This is a genomic window from Shewanella sp. SR44-3 (assembly GCF_014163735.1).
Taxonomy (GTDB): Bacteria; Pseudomonadota; Gammaproteobacteria; order Enterobacterales; family Shewanellaceae; genus Shewanella.
Genome location: NZ_JACJDV010000002.1, coordinates 23,716 through 43,134, shown reverse-complemented (window position 1 = coordinate 43,134; position 19,419 = coordinate 23,716). Strand labels below are relative to the sequence as shown.

18 protein-coding genes are annotated in these 19,419 nt (G+C 42.7%); 14 read left to right on the top strand and 4 right to left on the bottom strand.

The window, feature by feature from the left end; genetic code table 11:
- The first annotated feature begins 12 nt into the window (after positions 1–12).
- From H5073_RS01655 to H5073_RS01620, 8 genes are all read left to right on the top strand, one after another.
- Positions 13–753 carry a protein phosphatase CheZ gene (locus H5073_RS01655; protein ID WP_182676385.1) on the top strand — a complete coding sequence of 247 codons (741 nt, stop codon included), beginning with the start codon at positions 13–15 and terminating at the stop codon, positions 751–753.
- A gap of 15 nt (positions 754–768) precedes the next feature.
- Positions 769–2,925: a chemotaxis protein CheA gene (locus H5073_RS01650; protein ID WP_182676384.1), complete on the top strand. Its 2,157-nt coding sequence runs from the start codon at positions 769–771 to the stop codon at positions 2,923–2,925.
- Between the two features lie 25 nt (positions 2,926–2,950).
- Entirely contained in the window at positions 2,951–4,129 is a 1,179-nt protein-coding gene (locus H5073_RS01645) for a chemotaxis response regulator protein-glutamate methylesterase (protein ID WP_182676383.1), read from the top strand.
- On the top strand, positions 4,122–4,550 hold the full coding sequence (locus tag H5073_RS01640; RefSeq protein ID WP_310734216.1) for a membrane anchored protein in chemotaxis locus: 429 nt from the start codon (positions 4,122–4,124) through the stop codon (positions 4,548–4,550). Before H5073_RS01645 ends, H5073_RS01640 begins: the two co-directional genes overlap by 8 nt.
- Before the next feature lie 30 nt (positions 4,551–4,580).
- Complete coding sequence (locus H5073_RS01635) at positions 4,581–5,372, top strand: ParA family protein (protein WP_182676382.1); 792 nt, start codon at positions 4,581–4,583, stop codon at positions 5,370–5,372.
- Positions 5,356–6,369 (top strand): chemotaxis protein CheW, encoded by a 1,014-nt coding sequence (locus tag H5073_RS01630; protein WP_182676381.1) that lies wholly within the window; start codon positions 5,356–5,358, stop codon positions 6,367–6,369. The genes H5073_RS01635 and H5073_RS01630 overlap by 17 nt, the downstream gene beginning before the upstream one ends.
- An 8-nt stretch (positions 6,370–6,377) precedes the next feature.
- Positions 6,378–6,872 (top strand): chemotaxis protein CheW, encoded by a 495-nt coding sequence (locus tag H5073_RS01625; RefSeq protein WP_182676380.1) that lies wholly within the window; start codon positions 6,378–6,380, stop codon positions 6,870–6,872.
- Positions 6,873–6,967: 95 nt separating this feature from the next.
- A complete protein-coding gene (locus tag H5073_RS01620) occupies positions 6,968–7,366 on the top strand; it encodes a DUF2802 domain-containing protein (RefSeq protein ID WP_182676379.1) in 399 nt (132 codons plus the stop codon).
- 11 nt (positions 7,367–7,377) lie between these two features.
- On the opposite strand, the gene H5073_RS01615 is transcribed toward H5073_RS01620, so the two are convergent.
- Both H5073_RS01615 and H5073_RS01610 read right to left on the bottom strand, forming a co-directional pair.
- The gene (locus H5073_RS01615) at positions 7,378–7,677 is read right to left on the bottom strand and encodes an EscU/YscU/HrcU family type III secretion system export apparatus switch protein (RefSeq protein ID WP_182676378.1); all 300 of its coding nucleotides are present in this window, start codon (positions 7,675–7,677) and stop codon (positions 7,378–7,380) included.
- Positions 7,678–7,686: 9 nt separating this feature from the next.
- Positions 7,687–9,534 (bottom strand): hypothetical protein, encoded by a 1,848-nt coding sequence (locus H5073_RS01610; RefSeq protein WP_182676377.1) that lies wholly within the window; start codon positions 9,532–9,534, stop codon positions 7,687–7,689.
- Between the two features lie 366 nt (positions 9,535–9,900).
- Between H5073_RS01610 and H5073_RS01605 the strand changes: the two genes are divergently transcribed.
- Entirely contained in the window at positions 9,901–10,671 is a 771-nt protein-coding gene (locus H5073_RS01605; protein WP_182676376.1) for a VacJ family lipoprotein, read from the top strand.
- A gap of 52 nt (positions 10,672–10,723) precedes the next feature.
- Entirely contained in the window at positions 10,724–11,878 is a 1,155-nt protein-coding gene (locus tag H5073_RS01600) for a response regulator (RefSeq protein WP_182676375.1), read from the top strand.
- Positions 11,879–12,097: 219 nt separating this feature from the next.
- Here the strand turns inward: H5073_RS01600 and H5073_RS01595 are convergent, their stop codons facing one another.
- Entirely contained in the window at positions 12,098–13,051 is a 954-nt protein-coding gene (locus H5073_RS01595) for a permease (RefSeq protein WP_182676374.1), read from the bottom strand.
- A 106-nt stretch (positions 13,052–13,157) separates the two neighbouring features.
- On the opposite strand from H5073_RS01595, the gene H5073_RS01590 reads away from it, so the two are divergent.
- The 4 genes from H5073_RS01590 to H5073_RS01575 all read left to right on the top strand — a co-directional run bounded on the left by H5073_RS01590 (position 13,158) and on the right by H5073_RS01575 (position 16,985).
- On the top strand, positions 13,158–13,451 hold the full coding sequence (locus H5073_RS01590; protein WP_182676373.1) for a helix-turn-helix transcriptional regulator: 294 nt from the start codon (positions 13,158–13,160) through the stop codon (positions 13,449–13,451).
- Positions 13,452–13,570: 119 nt separating this feature from the next.
- A complete protein-coding gene (gene sigZ / locus H5073_RS01585; RefSeq protein ID WP_259394783.1) occupies positions 13,571–14,134 on the top strand; it encodes an RNA polymerase sigma factor SigZ in 564 nt (187 codons plus the stop codon).
- 54 nt (positions 14,135–14,188) lie between these two features.
- Positions 14,189–15,676 (top strand): glutathione synthase, encoded by a 1,488-nt coding sequence (locus H5073_RS01580; RefSeq protein ID WP_182676372.1) that lies wholly within the window; start codon positions 14,189–14,191, stop codon positions 15,674–15,676.
- A 94-nt stretch (positions 15,677–15,770) separates the two neighbouring features.
- Positions 15,771–16,985, top strand: a complete 1,215-nt coding sequence (locus H5073_RS01575; RefSeq protein WP_182676371.1) for a MalY/PatB family protein — start codon at positions 15,771–15,773, stop codon at positions 16,983–16,985.
- A 119-nt stretch (positions 16,986–17,104) separates the two neighbouring features.
- Here H5073_RS01575 and H5073_RS01570 read toward each other — a convergent pair whose 3' ends face one another.
- Positions 17,105–19,096 (bottom strand): hypothetical protein, encoded by a 1,992-nt coding sequence (locus H5073_RS01570; RefSeq protein ID WP_182676370.1) that lies wholly within the window; start codon positions 19,094–19,096, stop codon positions 17,105–17,107.
- Positions 19,097–19,419: the final 323 nt, after the last annotated feature.

Here is a 19,419-nt window from a genome sequence, read left to right as displayed (position 1 = left end):
AAGGATTAAGTCATGCAGGCAAAAATATCGGGGCTTATTACCCTCGAGCAAGCCCAGCAACTTGTTAAATTGCTTGAGGCGGGTGATCAAGATACAGCAGATGATGTCATTAGAGAATTAGCGGGGCCTTTGCAGCGCGAACTCTTTGAAGAAGTGGGTAAGTTAACCCGCCAACTTCATAGTGCATTAATGGATTTTCAAGTTGATAACAGATTAGTTGAATTGGCCAATACAGAAATACCAGATGCCAAGGAAAGACTAAACTATGTTATTGAGATGACTGAACAAGCTGCAAATAAAACCATGGATGCGGTTGAAGAATGCATCCCTTTGGCCGATAGCATTATTATCAATATTCATTCTGTTTCCCCTATGTGGGAAAAATTGATGCGACGTGACATAGCTTTAGATGAATTTAAAAGCCTTTGTCACGATGTACAGAGTTTTATGTCCCATAGTCAGCACGATTCAAACCGACTACGTGAACTCTTGAATGAAGTACTGATGGCACAGGATTTCCAAGACTTAACAGGGCAAATGATCCGCAGGGTCATTGATTTAGTTAGAGAAGTGGAAAACAATCTAGTGTCCATGCTGACAGTATTTGGTGACACTGCTATAGAAAGCACTCCTGTCGCTAAAGTAGATAATAAGATAGAAGCAGAAGGACCGATAATGAACGCTGAATTACGTGAAGACGTGGTCACAGGTCAGGATGAAGTCGATGATCTGCTATCGAGTCTGGGTTTCTAATTAGGAGTCAATTTAATGTCCTTTGATGTTGATGAAGAGATACTCCAGGACTTTTTGGTAGAAGCTGGAGAGATTTTAGAGCTTCTGTCGGAGCAGCTTGTTGCTCTTGAAAATAATCCTGATGACACAGATCTACTAAACGCTATTTTTAGGGGATTCCACACCGTTAAAGGCGGTGCTGGTTTTTTAAGCCTTAATCCCATGGTTGCAGTTTGCCATGAGGCAGAAAATACCTTCGACCTTCTTCGTACAGGCAAACGGAGTGTTAATGCTGAGTTGATGGATATTATCCTTCAGGCTGTAGATGCAATTAACATGATGTTTAGTCAAACTCAGAAAGGGGAAGCTCAAGACCCTGTTGATGCCGAACTTCTTGGACAGCTAAAACTGCTCAGTTCTGGTGCGCCATTGCCTTCTGAAATGGGTGGTGTGGTAGAAACCGTTTATGAAGAAGCTGAGCCTGAAGTCGAAGTGGTCGAAGTCATTGAAGACGTTAGTACTGAATCAACTCAAAATGACACAATTGACGATATAGATGAAAGTGAGTTTGAAGCCTTACTGGATGCGTTACATGGTCCAGGTAAAGCAGAACCAGCAGTGAGTACAACCGTGGCTAGCAGCACCCCGAGTGATGAAATCACTGATGATGAATTTGAAGCATTGTTGGATGAGCTTCACGGTTCAGGTAACCAAGCGAATGTTACACCGCCACCAGTACCTAAAGCACCAGCTCCAATTGCGGCCGCCACAGATTCAGATGATATCACTGATGATGAATTTGAGCGCCTACTGGATGAGCTTCATGGCAAAAGCAGCGCTGAACCTGCAAAAGCAGCACCAGCTCCTGTGGCTAAAGCACCAGCTCCGGTGGCACCATCTGCCCCAGTAGCTAAAGCACCTGCTCCGGTACCCCCTGCACCTAAACCTGTGGTTAAAGCTTCTGAGCCTAAAGATGACGCTAAAGCACCTGCTAAAGCAACAGCTGTACCTCAGGGGGAAACGACGGTTCGTGTTGACACGGCTAGACTCGATCAGATCATGAACATGGTCGGTGAATTAGTACTAGTACGTAACCGCTTGGTCAGTTTGGGCATTACTCGTGAAGATGAAGCCATGTCTAAGGCATTGGCGAATTTAGATTTAGTAACTGCAGATTTGCAGGGTGCGGTAATGAAAACCCGCATGCAGCCAATTAAGAAGGTGTTTGGTCGCTTCCCTCGAGTAGTACGAGATTTAGCGCGAACATTGAATAAAGAAATTGATTTAATCATGGTAGGTGAAGAGACCGACCTAGATAAAAATTTGGTTGAGGCATTAGCAGATCCACTAGTCCACTTAGTGCGAAACTCGGTGGATCACGGTATTGAAATGCCGATTGCTCGTGAGGCGAGTGGTAAGTCACGTACAGGTACTATCACCTTGTCTGCGAGTCAGGAAGGTGACCACATCTTATTAAAAATTGAAGATGATGGCGCTGGCATGGATCCTAATAAACTCAAAGAGATTGCGATATCTCGAGGTGTATTAGATGAAGATTCTGCCGCCAGAATGTCTGATAATGAAGCTTATAACTTAATTTTTGCGCCTGGATTTTCAACCAAAGTTGAAATTTCAGATATCTCTGGCCGCGGCGTGGGTATGGATGTGGTTAAAACCCGCATTAACCAACTTAACGGTACCGTGCATATTGATTCTGTGAAGGGAAAGGGCACCATACTTGAAATTAAAGTCCCCTTGACACTTGCTATCATGCCGACATTGATGGTTGATGTTTCTAAACAAATATTTGCTTTACCTTTATCAAGTGTGAACGAAATTTTCCACTTAGATTTGACTAAGACCAATATTGTTGATGGCCAGTTAACGGTTATCGTGAGAAACAAAGCTGTGCCACTTTTTTATCTCGAGCAGTGGCTGCACAGAAACAAGACAACTTTAAAGCATGGCGATAAGAAGCACGGACACGTGGTCATCTTACAGTTAGGAACCAGCCAGGTTGGTTTTGTGGTTGATGCGCTAATTGGTCAAGAAGAAGTGGTCATTAAACCCTTAGGTTCAATGTTGCAGGGCACACCTGGTATGGCGGGGGCGACAATTACCTCTGATGGTGGTATCGCATTAATCTTAGATGTCCCTGGATTACTCAAACACTATGCTGGCTCTAAGAAGTAAGTTTTATAGCGTGTTAAGGAATTAAATGGCCATACAAGTATTAGTTGTAGATGATTCAAGTTTTTTTCGTCGCAGAGTCAGTGAAATTGTTAATCAAGATCCTGAGTTGGAAGTGATAGGCGTTGCAGTTAATGGTAAAGAAGCCGTTAAAATGGCCGCGGAATTGAATCCTCAAGTGATCACTATGGATATAGAAATGCCTGTCATGGACGGCATCACAGCTGTCCGTGAGATCATGGCTCAAAACCCTATTCCTATTTTGATGTTTTCATCATTAACTCATGATGGTGCTAAAGCAACGTTAGATGCGTTAGATGCTGGAGCGTTGGATTTTCTACCAAAACGTTTCGAAGATATCGCTACAAATAAAGACGAAGCTATTAGCTTATTGCAGCAAAGGATCCGTGAGCTTGGCCGTAGACGCATCTATAAACCAATCTCTCGTCCAACCAGCTCTACGACTACGGCTGGAACAAGTGTGCCACCACGTGCTGGTTTATCCAGTTCCAGCACATTAGCTGGCACGGCGAGTTTAAGTCGTAGCCCAACATCAAGCTTAAGCTCAATACCTTCTAAAGCTCCAGCGCCAGTGAGTACTTCAGCTGCTGCAATACGTGCCAGTGGTAAGCAATATAAAGCCCTGCTGATAGGTACTTCTACAGGTGGGCCTGTTGCACTACAAAAAATATTGACTCAATTTCCTGCTAATTACCCACATCCAATTTTATTAATTCAACATATGCCAGCGGCGTTTACCCCGGCCTTTGCTACTCGTTTAAATGGTTTGTGCAAAATAGAAGTCAAAGAGGCTGAGAATGGTGACCAATTAAAAGCAGGTTGTGCTTATTTAGCACCTGGCGGTATGCAGATGATGGTGGAGCGAGCAGGAAGCGTCAGTCGCCTTAAAGTGTTGGCTGGTAGCAGTGATATGACCTATAAGCCTAGCGTTGATATTACATTTGCTTCAGCGTCTAAGGCCTATAATGGTGATGTACTGGCTGTAATATTAACGGGCATGGGAGCTGATGGCCGAGAAGGTGCGCGTATGCTTAAAGCTACAGGTGCAACCATTTGGGCTCAAGATGAGGCCAGTTGTGTAGTATACGGTATGCCCCAAGCAGTTGCTGCTGCAGGATTATCTACGCAGTCAATTTCATTAGATCAAATGGCTGAAGCGATATTGAAAGAGTCTAGTCGTGGCTAAAGGTGTGAGTCGTATTGTACTGGGGCTAAGTTTATTTGTTGCCACAGTCTTGAGCCTAGTGTTTGGCAGTTTGTATTTAGAGTCACGATATAAGCTGGTACTGCTAAAGGATGAAGTTCATCGATTACAGCAATCACAGGTTTTACTTATGGTGCCAGATGAACAAGCTGCTGTGATAGCAGATTGGCTGGAGCAACACCCAAAACAAACTCATGCATTGATAGATATGTTTAGTCAAACACCGGTAAAAGAAACATCTAACGATCATAAACCCGTGAAAGTACGAGACATATCCCGTACGCCAGAAAAAAATAGCGTTATAGTGTCAGAAACTGAAGATGGGGTTAAAGTCATAAAGTTACCCCATGGCGGGATCAGAGTAACGACCCGTGAAGATAGCCAAACTAAAGGCAACCAGTAATTTATCTGAGGCAAACTTGAGAGGCGTGATTTGAAAGTATGGACAGTAGCAAATCAGAAGGGTGGTGTTGGTAAAACAACTTCTGTTGCAAGTTTAGCTGGTGCGCTGGTTAAACGGGGTATGCGGGTATTAATGATAGATACCGATCCGCATGCTTCGCTTGGGTATTACTTAGGCATAGACTCAGAAACGGTTTCTGGTTCGCTTTATGACATATTTTTGGCTCACAATGAGTTATCGTTGGAACTAATCACGGCACATATTGTTCATTCACAAGTTGAAGGTTTAGATCTTATTCCTGCCACTATGGCATTGGCCACGTTAGATCGTGCCCTTGGACATCAAGAAGGTATGGGATTGGTCCTACGAAACTTACTTAGCCTATTAGAAAATCGTTATGATGTCGCTATCATTGACTGCCCGCCAGTATTAGGTGTCTTAATGGTTAATGCCTTAGCTGCAAGTCAGCATATTATCATTCCAGTGCAAACGGAGTTTCTAGCCATAAAAGGGCTAGACCGAATGATAAAAACCATGGAGTTAATGGGGCGTTCGAAGAAAACCCGTTATAGCTATACGATTTTGCCTACCATGTATGATAAGCGAACTAAAGCATCCCCATTAGCCCTTGAAGTATTACAAGATAAGTATAGACATGCATTGTGGCCAGATATGATCCCAGTAGATACAAAATTTCGTGATTCAAGTTTAGCCCATATACCAGCTTCTCATTATGCGCCAAGCTGTCGCGGTGTGAAGGCCTACGATAGACTGTTAGATTTTCTTTTGGCTGGGGAGTTTTCTCATGTCAAAGTCGGTTGATGATGCGGTAGTTGATTTTTTTGATTTATTGTTAAAAGAGAAATCTGCGCCAATCGTTAAAGTTGCATCCCAAGCGAAACAGTTTAAGCCTGTTGAAGCTAATAAGGTCTTGCTCGAGCCAAAAGCCGCATTTACTCAAGTTGCGCCAAGCTCAGTTGCTAGAAGTATATTGCCAAAGCCCATAGCTCAAGTTAACCGTGATGTTGATAAGAAGGCGCTTGAAAAATTATTAGAAGCTGTATCAAAACCAGCTATTGCAACGGAAACAACCCTAGAACAAGGGATAAAAGCGAAAGCTGAGCTCATCCGACAAGCAATAAAATTGCAACCCGAGGCTAAAGTTCCATCAGTTGTATCTGAGTCTGATAAAAATAAGGTATTGGAAGATAAAGAAATAACTCTTTCTGCCGATAAAAATATGCACCTTGAATCAGTGGTGATTGACCAGGATTTAACTGCTGTTGAGCCTGAGATTGCTGTTTCGCTACAAACTCAAACTGGTTCAGTACCACCAAGTATTACAAAAGATTTACAAGAAGTTCTCGATGATGAGTTTCAGGTACTATTCTTTAATGTAGCAGGGTTAACCTTAGCGGTTCCATTAGTCAGTTTAGGTGGTATTGTTAAAATTGAACGTATTAGCCATTTAATTGGTCGGCCTAAATGGTTTAAAGGTGTGCAAACTCACAGAGATACTAAACTTAACGTGGTTGATACTTGTGCTTGGGTAATGCCAGAAAAATATTCACAAGAGCTTGCTGAATCTATAGATTATCAATATCTTGTATTATTAGAAGACAGTGAATGGGGATTAGCGTGTGAATCCTTAGTTAATGCGGTAAAAATTAATAAATCTCACGTTAACTGGCGTGATAAACCGGGTAAGCGTCCATGGCTTGCTGGTGTTGTAAAAGAACAAATGTGTGGCATTTTGCATGTACAAGCTTTAATTGAAATGTTAGATGCAGGTTTAGGGTGTCAGGATTCGATTGACTGAGGTTAACTATGACAGAATCAAGAAAAATTGCAGCTGTTGCTGCTAGTAAAGATGATCCGGTATTACAATGGGTTATGTTTAAGCTCAATAATGAAACCTATGGCATTAATGTAATGCAAGTACAGGAAATTTTGCGTTACACTGAAATCGCTCCTGTGCCAGGTGCGCCAGATTATGTCGTTGGGATCATTAACTTGCGTGGCAATGTTGTCACAGTAATTAATACTCGTGCTCGCTTTGGTTTGGATTCTGTGGAAGTTGATGATTCTACTCGGATCGTAATTATCGAAGCTGAAAAACAAGTCATAGGTATTTTAGTTGATAGCGTGGCTGAAGTTATTTATTTACGCCGTTCAGAAATAGACAATGCTCCGAATGTTGGTACTGAAGAAAGTGCTAAATACATTCAAGGCGTGAGTAACAGAGACAATGAATTGTTGATTCTAGTTGATTTGGATAAGCTATTATCTGATGATGAATGGGCAGAGTTAACTGACGTCTAAGTTGTTGATTTGACGTAAATGCCAGCTTGATTGCTGGCATTTGTTTGTCTGATATTTGCTTGATGCCAATAACGGTATTTATTAAGGGATTTTCGATGGCCGATGAGCTGTTAATCGCGGCATTAGCATATGTTGTGGCTTGCTTAGGGTTAATTTTATATTTACAGCGTAGAACCAGTAAATTAAAAACCAAAATTGATGCATTAACTGTGTTGATAAAAGAGAGCGATCGTCAAAGAGAGGCCGTTAAGCGTGAATTGCAAGAGCTAAGGAGCGGAACCATAGGAGTTGGACGCCGAGTGCTTGAAATTGAAAAGAAATTAGGCAAGCAATCTGAGATGCTTGAAGAAGCAAGCTACAACGATCCACAGGCCAAACTCTACGCTAGGGCCGTTAAAATGGTGTCATTGGGTGCTGGTATTGATGAACTAATGAATGAGTGTGAGCTGCCTAAAGCTGAGGCTGAATTATTGCTTAGGCTGCATAAAAGGTAGGCGCTAATCGCCTACACAGCTTCAACAATTTTTTGATGTAAATTATTCCACTGTTCAGGGAATTTACCATCCAGCATATAGATGAATGAAATTAACTCAGCAATGAGTAAATATAGCTCTTTTGGTACTTCCTCCCCCAGCTCCAGCATTTGCAAAAAGTTACTTAAATTAGGGTCTTTGTGAATATATACCCCTGAGCTTTTCGCTAAGGCGATAATCTCTTCTGCCAATAGATCAGTGCCACTGGCGGTTACTTTAGGTGCGCTTTTACCATCAAAACTTAACGCCACTGCTTGTTTGCGGTTATTCATGTGATCTCCTTACGCACGAGTCTTTACCAGGTAATGATCACCCGGTAGTAAGGTCGCGGGTATCGTGCCTAGTTGAGTTGAAAAGTCATTAAGCTCAAAGCCTATCTGTGCCATTTTTTGGCTTAGCGGTGACTGAAATTGGGTGACTCTTTTTAATAGCTCCTCATTATTGGCGGTAAATTTAAGCCCTAAAGACTTACCTTGGCGATTGGCGTTGATGACAATACTGCCTTGGGATAAATTGAATTTAAGTTGTAGTCGCCAACCAACTTTTTTAGGATCGTTTTCATCAGGTTTGTCGCGTTCAAACTTGCCTTCAAGTTGCTCATCCCTTTGGTTTATAGAATAAGGCAGCGCGAAATACCAGGTTGAGTTTTGGTTAGGATCCGTGCTGGCTTGCTGATAAAGAGCCAAGCTAGTCGCCAATTGCGCCATGCTATCTAAACTCGCGCCTTTGTCTAATGCGCCGAGTAAACCTTGAGTCATTCTTACCTGCATATTGAGCGACAGCTGCTGTAAATGCTTTGTGAGCTTATTTGAAACCGTTTGGCCGTTACTGCTGGCCTTAAAACCCAATAATAATTGAAATAATGTGGTGATAGCCTCACCAGTTAAAGGTGCAGGGCTAGTTAACGGGCTGTGCGCTAAGTTTAGTGCGCTAAAACTGGTCAATTGGGCTTGCAGTAAATGTGGATCTGCATATTGAGATAAAGGCATAGTGGCAAGTTGCGGCAAGCTTTTTAATAACTGACTGGCCATATTATTAACATCATTACTCGTTTTTTGGATCCTTTCTGGCATAGCACCCGCTTTACTCAACGCTTTTTGCAGTACATCCATTGGCGCTAATTCAATATTGCCTTTCGTTAGTAGTGGCGTTCCATTGTTAGTGTGGTTGCTGTTAGCGTGATCCTTCAAAGTGACTGTTGGTGATAGACCTGCGGATTGATTTGTTTTTGATTCAGTCTGTTTGCTCGAGAGTTCATCACCTATGTTATTGCTCACTTCTGCTTTAGTTATTTTTAATCCTTGCTGAATAAGTGCATCTGTAGCTAACTTACCCTTTGATTGAGAGGTATTCGTTAGCGAAGGGAGAGTGATATTTGTTTTGCCTTGTTCAGTGCTTGCTGAAAATGGGGTCGCTTCAAGCTTTTTAAGCCACTGATTCAAAATTTGAACAGGTTCATTTTTAGTTAGTAGGATTTGATTATTATTCACTGGCAGTGACGGTGATTCCTTGGGCGCAAGTTGAATAGATATTTCCCCCTGTACTGAGGTTAATTTAAGAATTAACTGGGTCCCTTGCATTGCAATATTGGCTATATAACTTCCTTTTGGAAGCTGTAATTTACTGTCTAGGCTTATACTGGTGCCATTCTCAAAACTGAGTTTATTACCTTGAGATTGGGTAATCCCTAATGGGTAGCCTTGAGTTCTTTGGGCTAGACTTTGTAGCTGTTGATCGCTAACTCCATTTTTATTCGCTAGCAGCTGCAATGAACCTGGTAGTGAGATTTGAATGCTTTGTCCGAGTAAGGTGAGTTTAGCTTCTGTTTGACCTTGTGCTAAGGCTCTTGCATCTTCGGTTTTCAGCATCACTTGCAGCTGGGCGTTATTTTGTCTCAGTGCTAGCTCAAGTTTAGCTTGTGTTGCTAATTGATATTGGGTGCCTTGCAGTGTAAGGCGTATAAGGGTTTGCTTGTCAGCGTTAACGGTTTCGGAGTTTAGCTCTGAGCTTGCGTTAATGCTTTTAGTGACGGTGGCGGGTATTAAGGTTTGATCAACTTGAGCTTTATTTGGCACCTGATCTTGCGGTGGTGCAGATGCGGTTAAGGTGTTAGGGATAAGCTCAGACATAACAAACTCTTATTTAGTGATTTATTCATAAATAGTCATTGATCTAGTTCCTATGCTCAGAAATCTAGGCTGTTCGATCGTTAACTTAATTTGTATAATAACGGATCAATTGTGAGCTGACTTAGTGAACACCTTACCTAAAATGCCCTGTTCGTGCCATTTAGTGTGTAGATGTTAAGTTTTTGTTTGTTGTGTCGCTTTATATCCGTGAATATTTCATCGATATAATATTACTGCGACATGATGTCTATTATGACACAGTATTTTTTTGTCTCGCTAATTTGCTATCGACCAAAAGTAGATTAGCTTTAATTATCGTATCGTGTTTATGGCAGATTTTTGTCATGCAGTTTTTATGAGTGACCTATGAATTATAAATGGATATTAGCCGCCTCAAGTTTTTTATTAAGCGGACACGCTTTGGCTCAAGAAGCAGAAATGCCAGAAGATCAAACCCAAGTTGAAGTTGAATTTCTTGACCCTAGAGATCCATTTGAAGGATTTAACCGAGCTATGTGGGACTTTAACTATTTGTACTTAGACAAGTATGTTCTTAAGCCTGTAGCACATGGCTATAACGATTATATACCTCTGCCAGTAAAGGAAGGCGTGAATAATTTCACCACTAACTTAGATGAACCTAGTTCTTTGGTTAACAACGTGTTGCAAGGGAAATGGGGCTGGGCTGCGAATGCTGGCGGCCGCTTTACTGTTAACTCTAGCTTAGGTATTTTGGGTATTTTCGATGTTGCTCAGATGATGGGTATGGAGCGTAAACAGGACGATTTTAACGAAGTGCTTGGTTTTTATGGCGTGCCAAATGGTCCATATTTTATGGCGCCTTTTTTTGGTCCTTTTGTGGCTCGAGAAATCGCATCAGATTGGGTTGATGGTCTATACTTTCCTTTATCGGAGTTGACTATGTGGCAATCTGCGCTGAAATGGGGCCTGAAAAGTTTGCATAATCGCGCCGAGGCCATCGATAGAGAACGGTTACTGGACAATGCTTTAGATCCTTATGCTTTTGTTAAAGATGCTTATTTTCAGCATGTGGATTACAAGCTGTATGATGGAAATGTCCCAACGACTCAGGAAGATGACGTGTTGCTGGATGAGTTTATGGATGAACTAGAATAAATCTTAAACTAAGCATTTTACCTGAATTCGCCGAGTATCTCCGTGAGGTTGTATGGCACTAACTGATGTAGCTGTTCTTTTAGTCGATGACGATCCAGTTTTTCGTCAGTTAGTGACTGATTTCTTAGTCTCACAACAAGCCACTGTTTATCAAGCAGCGAGCGGTCATCAAGGTGTTGAGCTGTTTGAGAAAAAACAGATTGATGTGGTAGTTGCAGATTTAAGCATGCCAGGTCTAGGTGGGCTGAGCATGCTTAAACAGCTTATTGAGATACAGCCTTCAATTCCAGCGATAGTGATCTCAGGTCACAGCGTAATGGCTGATGTTGTAGAGGCGCTACGTATTGGTGCTTGTGACTACCTTATAAAACCCATTCCGGATTTATTCATCATCGCGCAAGCCATAGAGCAGGCGATTGAAGATGCCGTTAATAACGCCACTAACCGGCAGTCATCTGATGAAAGCCCGCTTCAGTCTATGTTAGAGTCCGAAATGGGCCCTTTAAATCAATTATCCTACCAAGAACTGAATGACAACTTGCACCTGCTAGAGCAAAGCGCTTTAGCCGCTAAAAGTGTTCAACAGCAGCTATTTCCCGCATCGAATGTGGATTATCCGCTTGCAGAAATTAATTACAGTTTATTTAAACGAGATGATATCAGTGCCTATTTCATCGACTCAACTATGGTTGGAGATAAGCACTTAATTTGCTACATGGCCCATTTTCACCCAGAAGATAATAGTGCTGCCTTTGGCTGTGTGTTATTACGAAGTTTCGTTAATCAAAAGCTTAAACTTTACCGTAATGGCTTAAGCACGACGCTTATCGAACCTTTTAATATGTTGAGCTATTTAAATGAACGGATGGTGAAATCTGGGTTACATATGCAAGTTGATATCAGTTATATTTGCATTGAGCTAACTCAATATCGGGTTGCAATTGGTCAAGCTGGCACAGGTCTACGTTGTTACTTGCGTAACCACATGGGGCTAGCGCCTATCGCGCTGCCTGAATCAAAACCTTTGGGCTCGACTGAATGGCAAAAACCTAGCACTCAGTTTCGTAGCTTAATGCCTGGAGAAAGCTTATGCATCGCCACTCATAATAGGCACCATCAAGCTATGTTGTTAGATGATGAGTTTGTTGGTCTAGTCTTTAAAGAAGATGTTGCCAGCGGTGGTTTTATGGAGCTTAAAGCTAAATAAAGGCTTTAGTAAAATAAGCTTAACTAGGTCAATAAATTGCCTCAATGATCCTAAGTGGACTTCAGGCAAAGCTTGGATTACTTATTATTGTCAAATATAGACACACTCCTAATTAATTATCCTTTTATGTCTAGTCTCAGTTGTATATTGCAATAAAGCGCATCAAGCTCGTGCAGCTCATAATGGTTTGGTACCAAGAGCTGCGACGTATGGTTATAACTAAAAGATCAGTTGATACAGGGTTCCTGCGCCGATTGCCATGCTTAGGATAACGAATAAGAACGCGGCTATCATTTGGTTTTTGAAGATAGATTTCAGCAAAATCACTTCTGTTAAACTTGCGCCGGCACTGCCAATGATTAAGGCGATGACTGCGCCAAGACTCATGCCCTTTGCGGCCAATGCGGCGCTTAATGGAATAACGGCTTCGGCGCGAATATACAATGGAATGCCAATTACAGCTGCAATTGGGATGGCAAAAGGGTTATTTTCACTGGCAACCCTTGCCACAAATTCAGTGGGCATAAAGCCATAAATCATTGAACCAAGCGCAATACCTAAGATTAAATAAGGCAGCACTTTTTTTAAGTCGCGCCAAGTGCTGAGCCAAATTTTTCGCCACTTGCTAACGGGTGTTACTTTTGTACTGCATGAGGCTGGGCACGCTGGTTTTTCGGCGCTGGTGGCTGCTGTTTGTGGGCTTGGCGCGGCTTGGTTAAATTTGGCTTCTGGCTTGATGTATTTCTCAAAGCCAAGCTTTTCAAGGCCAAAACCTGCGATTACCGAGACCCCCATTGCGATAATAAAATAGAAGCCTGTGACTGTGAGGCCGAAGGTTACGGCAAATAATCCAATAATAATTGGGTTAAGCAGCGGGCTTGCAAGCAAGAACACCATCATAGGGCCGAATCCTGCGTTGGCCCGTAACAGCCCTTTTAAGAAAGGTATAGTGGAGCATGAACAAAAAGGGGTGATCGCGCCTAATAATCCCGCGACGATATAGCCTTTGCCTTTTTTGCCGCTCAAAATAGCTTGTATTTTTGATGGCGGGATATATTCCTGCAGTATACCTACTAAGTAACTTATTACTAAAAATAATACAGTGAGCTCTAGGGCAAGGAAGACAAACATGTTTATGGTTTCTGTGAGCATGGTTTGGGTAATATTGATCATAATATAGGTTCCATATTTCTGGTTTAGTCGAAATGTAGACTTCCGTTATAGTATCGTCAAGTTATTTCTAGTATTATCGAAATATAAATTTATGCAGGAGTGGTTAATGAATATCGAAATAGTTGCTAAAGCATTGAAAGAGCTCGGTCATCCGACACGATTGGCCGTTTATAAACAGGTCATGAAAGCGGGGCCTAGCGGTGTGGCTGTGGGCAAGCTAGGTGAAAATATTGGCATTCCTAATTCAACCTTGTCGCACCATATCTCAAGTATGGTGTCGGCAAACTTGATTTCACAACATAGGGAAGGTCGCGTATTACATTGCATCGCCAATTATGAGATGCGCGAAAATGTACTTAATTTCTTGCAAGATGAATGTTGTGTAGACAGCCAATTTTAGCGCCTCATATCTAATGAGGAGTCTAATTAGTGGCGTTATCAAAATCACATTAAATAAATCTGCCAAATAGTGCATCTTTTTACTGATTGCTGCGTCTTGGTCTATATCGGAAATTTATCTTGAATACAGAGCCTATTTATATGATATCCCAATGGCAAAATCACAAAGCGCAACTTCGACGCTACGTTAGCAAACGCGTTGATGATGCAAATGCCGTCGATGACATACTTCAAGATGTTTACATCAAAGCCAGTGTCAACCTGCATCAATTGACATCTAAAGGCAGCCTCAAAGCTTGGCTGTATCGCATTGCTCACAACACCATTATGGATTTTTACCGCCAGCGGCAGCAGTTTGAACCTTTGCCTGAAGATCTTATGGCTGAGGAACAAGAGCCTGGTCAACAGGCCCGTGAAGAGCTAGCGCAATGCCTAGGCCCCTTGATTGATGAGCTGCCGGAAAAATATGGCGTGCCATTGAGATTGGCTGAGCTTGAAGGCGTGTCGCAGCAAGAGATTGCTAATCTATTAGGATTGTCACTTTCGGGGGCAAAGAGTCGAATTCAACGAGGACGGGTTAAGTTTCGCCAGCAAATGATGGCTTGCTGCGACTTAGAGCTTGCTCAAGAAGGGATAGTCGACTATTCCCCTAAATCGTCAAACAAAGGCGTTCGATGCCAATGAGTTAATCGACCCACTGATTTATTCATTTCACGCAACACTACTTTTGGAGCTGTTATGGGCAGTACATCTCGTCCGTTGATTTCCCAGCAAATCATTAATGAAGCCACTGAATGGGCCATTATGCATGGGGTGGCTTTTCGTCAAGCTGATGACACAGCAAGGCATTGCCCTTTTAGTATTGCGCCCATGACCATGGATCGCAGCATGTTTGAGCACTTACGCAAAGTTACCCCACTTATCACTAAGCTGATAAGCAATGTCAGTGAAGATCATGATTTCCTCCAATCTGCGTTGGCTGAGGTGGCCAAAGCGGATCCGTTTTTTGCGCGCTTATTGTCGTTACATCAACAGGCACAGGGAGATACTGAACATCGACATAATCCCGCTCGTAAACCCTTATTGTTAATGCGCACCGATTTTATGGATGACAGACAGTATGGCGCTAAAATCATAGAGTTTAATGGTATTGCTGCGGGCATGGCACCCTTTGGTCAACGTGCCACTGAGTTTCATGCTTTTATGCGTGAGCAATTCCCAGACGTGTATCAAGAATGGATAGCAGATAGGCACTCGATGCCGGCTGAGAATCAAGGCCTTGAGCAACTTGCTTTGGCTATAGCGCAAGCCGCGAACAGTATCGCGGCGGCATTTTCTTCTGAGATGCCAGTGCCAGTTGAAACGACTCAGCGTAAACCGACGTTTTTGATGGTAGTGCAAGAAAATGAAGACAATGTCTTTGATCAGCATTTACTTGAGCTTGCCCTGCAAAAACGGGGGCTACGTACAGTTAGACGCACCTTTGAGCAGCTTAGCAGTCAGCTTTCAACGGGTGACAATAAGCGTTTATTGCTAGAGGGCGTCGGCGCTATTGATGTGGTGTACCTGCGAGCGGGTTATCAATATGCAGATTACTATTCGCCGGCGCGAGCAGAAGCCATCTGCTGCCAGACGTTAAGCCAAACGCGGCTGTTTATTGAGCAGCACCATGTGGCGGTGAATGCCACTTTTAGCCAGCAGCTTGCTACCAGTAAAACCATGCAGATGTTACTGACTCAAATGCCAGAGGAAGACTATGCACGCTGGGGATTAACCCTTGAACAAGCCCAGTTGGTAAAGCGCGTATTAGCACCGATGAAGCCGATTAACCCTGAGACGATTCATTGGTTTAACAGCCAAGCTAATCAACAGCAGTGGGTGCTAAAAAATCAAGGAGAGGGCGGCGGTCACTGTATTTTTGCTGATGATATTAGCCATAAATTGGCTGCACTTGCCCCCCATGAATATGCGGCATGGTCACTTATGCAGCGTTTAGAGCCCCGAATTCGTGAGGTACCGACCATTGCCGTGCGAGACAGCAAACAAACACAGGTTAACCATCTGGTGAGTGAAATCGGCTTGTTTACCGCCTTTTATGACGGCAAGCCCGTGACCGAGATGGATGGCTACGCGGGTTATCTTATCCGCAGCAAACCGGCTAGCGAAAATGAGGGCGGTATTCATAGCGGCAAAGGCATTTTGGATTCGCTGGCACTGATTAACTGATTAACGGATTAATTAGCTAAAGAGATAAAAATGTTGCGTCCTTTTTGCTGTAAGGGCGTCTTAAGGATAACTCATTTATCTAAAGGAAAAATTTATGTCTCAGGCTACTCATAATCCGAATAATTTTAACCCAAATAATCTTAATCAAAGCACTATTAACCACAAGTTTATTAAGTACGATAGCCCTATGCTTAATCAAATTTATGGCACCAAGGACGTGACACCTTATTGGATAGCCGATATGGATTTCCCTATTGCCTCGCCCATAAGCCAGGCCATGCAGCAATTAGTAGACAGGCAGTCTTATTCTTATGAGTTTGATTCAAAATCAGTTTTTAATGCTATTTCACGTTGGAATATGGAACGCCATGGCCTTGAGTTAACCCCCGAGCATTTTGTTCAGTTACCGGGCGTGCTCAGTGCAATAGCCTTATTGATCCGTGAGTTTACAGACGCGGGTGATGGGGTATTAATTCAAACGCCGGTATACCATCAATTTCGCCGTTTGATTGAGTCTGCTGGGCGTAAAGTGGTCAATAATCCCCTTAAGATTGAACATGAACGCTACGTGATGGATTTTGACGATTTTGAAAATAAACTGAAAAGCGGCGCTGTAAAAATGGTGCTGCTATGTAACCCACATAACCCAGTGGGACGGGTGTGGACAAAAGCAGAGCTTAAGCAGTTAGTTGCTATCGCCAACAAATACCACACTATGATCATTAGCGATGAAGTGCACGCTGACATTATTTTTGAGGGCGCAACATTTACTAGCATGACGGCGTTAGATTATGAGCATAGCGTAACCATTATTGGCTCGCCTGCTAAAAACTTCGGCTTAAACAGTATTGCCAATGGCTATATCTACAGCGATAACCCAGGGCTTTTGGATAAAATAAAAGCCACCACAGCGTCTATGTCGCTCGATCACGGCAATGCCTTTACCACTTATGCCACCATTGCCGCCTATCAGCAGGGTAAAGAGTGGTTTGATGGTTTTTTAGCTTACAGCCAACATACTCGCAATTGGATTGTAAAATTTATGGCAAGCGAGCTTCCACAGGTGAAGACTTTTGCCCCAGAAGGCACTAATCAAATGTGGTTTGATTTTTCAGGCTTAGGATTAACGCCTGTGCAATTAAAATACTTGCTGATCCAGCAGGCTAAAATGGCATTAACTCCAGGGACTTGGTTTGGCGAGCCAAATGAGCATTTTTATCGGATGAATTTTGCCTCGCCACTGGAGCAAATTCAGGCATCGTTTGAGTTACTCAAACGTTCGATAATTTCATCGCGAAAAGAGGGTTAACAAGGCTGTAATTCATTGCCTTTGTCGGTGAGCCAGCTGAAAACAGGGCTTAGGTATTTTCAGCATGCAGCACACAACATGCAGTACACGGCATATGACATAAATGCATAGCGAAGAGGTTAAACCTTAAGCATAAAATTATTCACGCGCTCAAGCTTAGGGGCATATTTTTTACGCAGAAAATCATTGTCACTGAGCTTGTCTAAGGCGGCAATTAACTGCTGCTTTTGACTTGCCTCGGTATGTATTTTTACTGAATGTAACGCAACCTCTTTACCGACAGTCATTTTATAATCTGTCTTAGTGCTACTGCTATTTTCAGTATGTTGAGTCCAAATATCTTCTATTAAACGCATGCTGCTTGAGGCGCTATTCTTGCTGTCGATGAGTTCGTGAACGTAGATGCCGTAATCAATCTTAGTGTGGATGTTATCGCTGCGCTTTGCATCACGAGTTTGATCTAAGGCAACGACAGCGCCTTCATTTATCACGGCTTTGGCTTCATAGTGCTCCGACTTTTTCGTTTCAATAGCGCCAATAGCACCATAACCTGACAGCGTTTGACTGTTATAGCTTTTTTGCTGTTTCATGCCTTGAAATCCAGCTTCAGCAGTCATGGTGGTTTTTTGCTGTTGGCTCACATCAAAATAACCATATTGATTTTTATCACCAGATTTAAATTGTGCGTTGAAATCAGCAAGCTTAGACATTCCTTCTTGGAATATATTGCCTTTGCCCGTGGACATTTTTTGAAAGCGCTTATCTGTGGATATCAGGTTATTGGTGAGATCTGCCACTAATTGACGGCCATTGGTAAAGTTTTCTGATGCTTGTTGCTGAATTTGACTATGTCTATCGCTTAAGTCGAACATGCTGGTGAGCGCGGTTTTGTACATATCGATAGACGCCGCAAGGTGTTTATCTGTGTGGGAGGCAAGGCCGCCATTGACCTCTTTATAACTTGCGTCCATCACCTGTAAATATTGTGCCAGTTGCGCAGCATCCTTGCCACCATTGGTGGACGTGGTGATATCAAAGTTGACAGGATGAAACATAAAACGATTGCGCTTCATCGAGAAGTGTTGCTCTTGAGTACTATGATTAAACTGATAGCTATAATTAACATCATCACCATTTTCTTCTTGGTCTTGCCACAGCGCCATGGACAGCTCAACCCCTGCCAGTTGCTGACTATCAAATCCAGCGAGTAAGTCTGTCGACAGTGCCGCATTGCTGCCTTGGGGAATATAGGTTTGCTCATTTGCCACCGCACTAAAATAGTCATCGGCTAACTCCCCGACATTGGCAAAAATGGTTTGCATCGCCTTATATTCTTTCTCAGATAAGTCACCATCGACTTCGTAGCTCAATTGAAAGCTATCTAAAGTATTGTCACTGCTGTCCTCTGCAGCATATGACATGCCGTCTTGTTCCATAGATTGAGCCGATGAAAAGCGAATAGTAACAGTGTCACCTTCTTGAGTTTTCAGGGTGAGTTCAAAGGCTTTTTTATCCGACTCAGCATTATCCTGACGCATCTGATATTCACCAAAGCCTGTGATGGCGCGCTCGACCCGATACTCACTGCGACTGATAAAAGATTGCTGTTCTGGACCAAGTTTACCGAGCTTGTCTAAAATCGAGCTGGTATTGCTATAGGCTTTGCGATAATTCTGCGCCGATTGGTCGAGGATATGGGTTAAGGCCGCTGCGTTTTTCCCTTTCGCTAAGCCTTGTTGAACATTTTTAGTGATATAGCTTATGGCCATGTCTTCAGCTTTGCTGTTGAACTTGAGCATATCGAGTTCGACGGAGGACATGGTTGAGATAGAAAACTGCGTCGTCAGCTGTTTTTTTAACAGGCTATCAACTTGCTCTAAACCATTGCTACCTAAGTTATTAATAGCTGACAAGCTAATTTGTTCTAGGGTTTCAGCCGTAAGAAGGGCGTTATGCTGTGGATCAAGGTGTTGCCCTTGAACTTGGGCCGAGGCTTGATTGATTTTTGCTGGGTTAACCTTAAATTGCTCGGCCATTTTTGCAGGACTATTTGTGGGACTACTGGTGGAACTGATAGCAGCAAAGCCAGATCTAACATCATTTATCGACATAAACGCCCATCCTTAGGGTAACAGTCCTTAATGAGCCTACAGTTGGCTGTATTCTCATTCTTCAAATAGGTTAACAAATTAGTGAGCCCGTTAACGGCTTAAGCTTAGTGCTTTAATTGCAGATATTAACTGCACTAATTCTAACACTAGCTTGAGATTCTATCGGTAGCTTGAGATAAAACATGAGAGAAAAATCATCCAGTTCAAGGGTTTCAATCTAAAGTATGGAATGCCAAAAGCAGCCAACACCCAGCAGTTTTCGAACACAGTGCTTTTGGATATCAGTTGATGTTAGTGTTTAAAAAGGCTTATGGGCTAGGGTA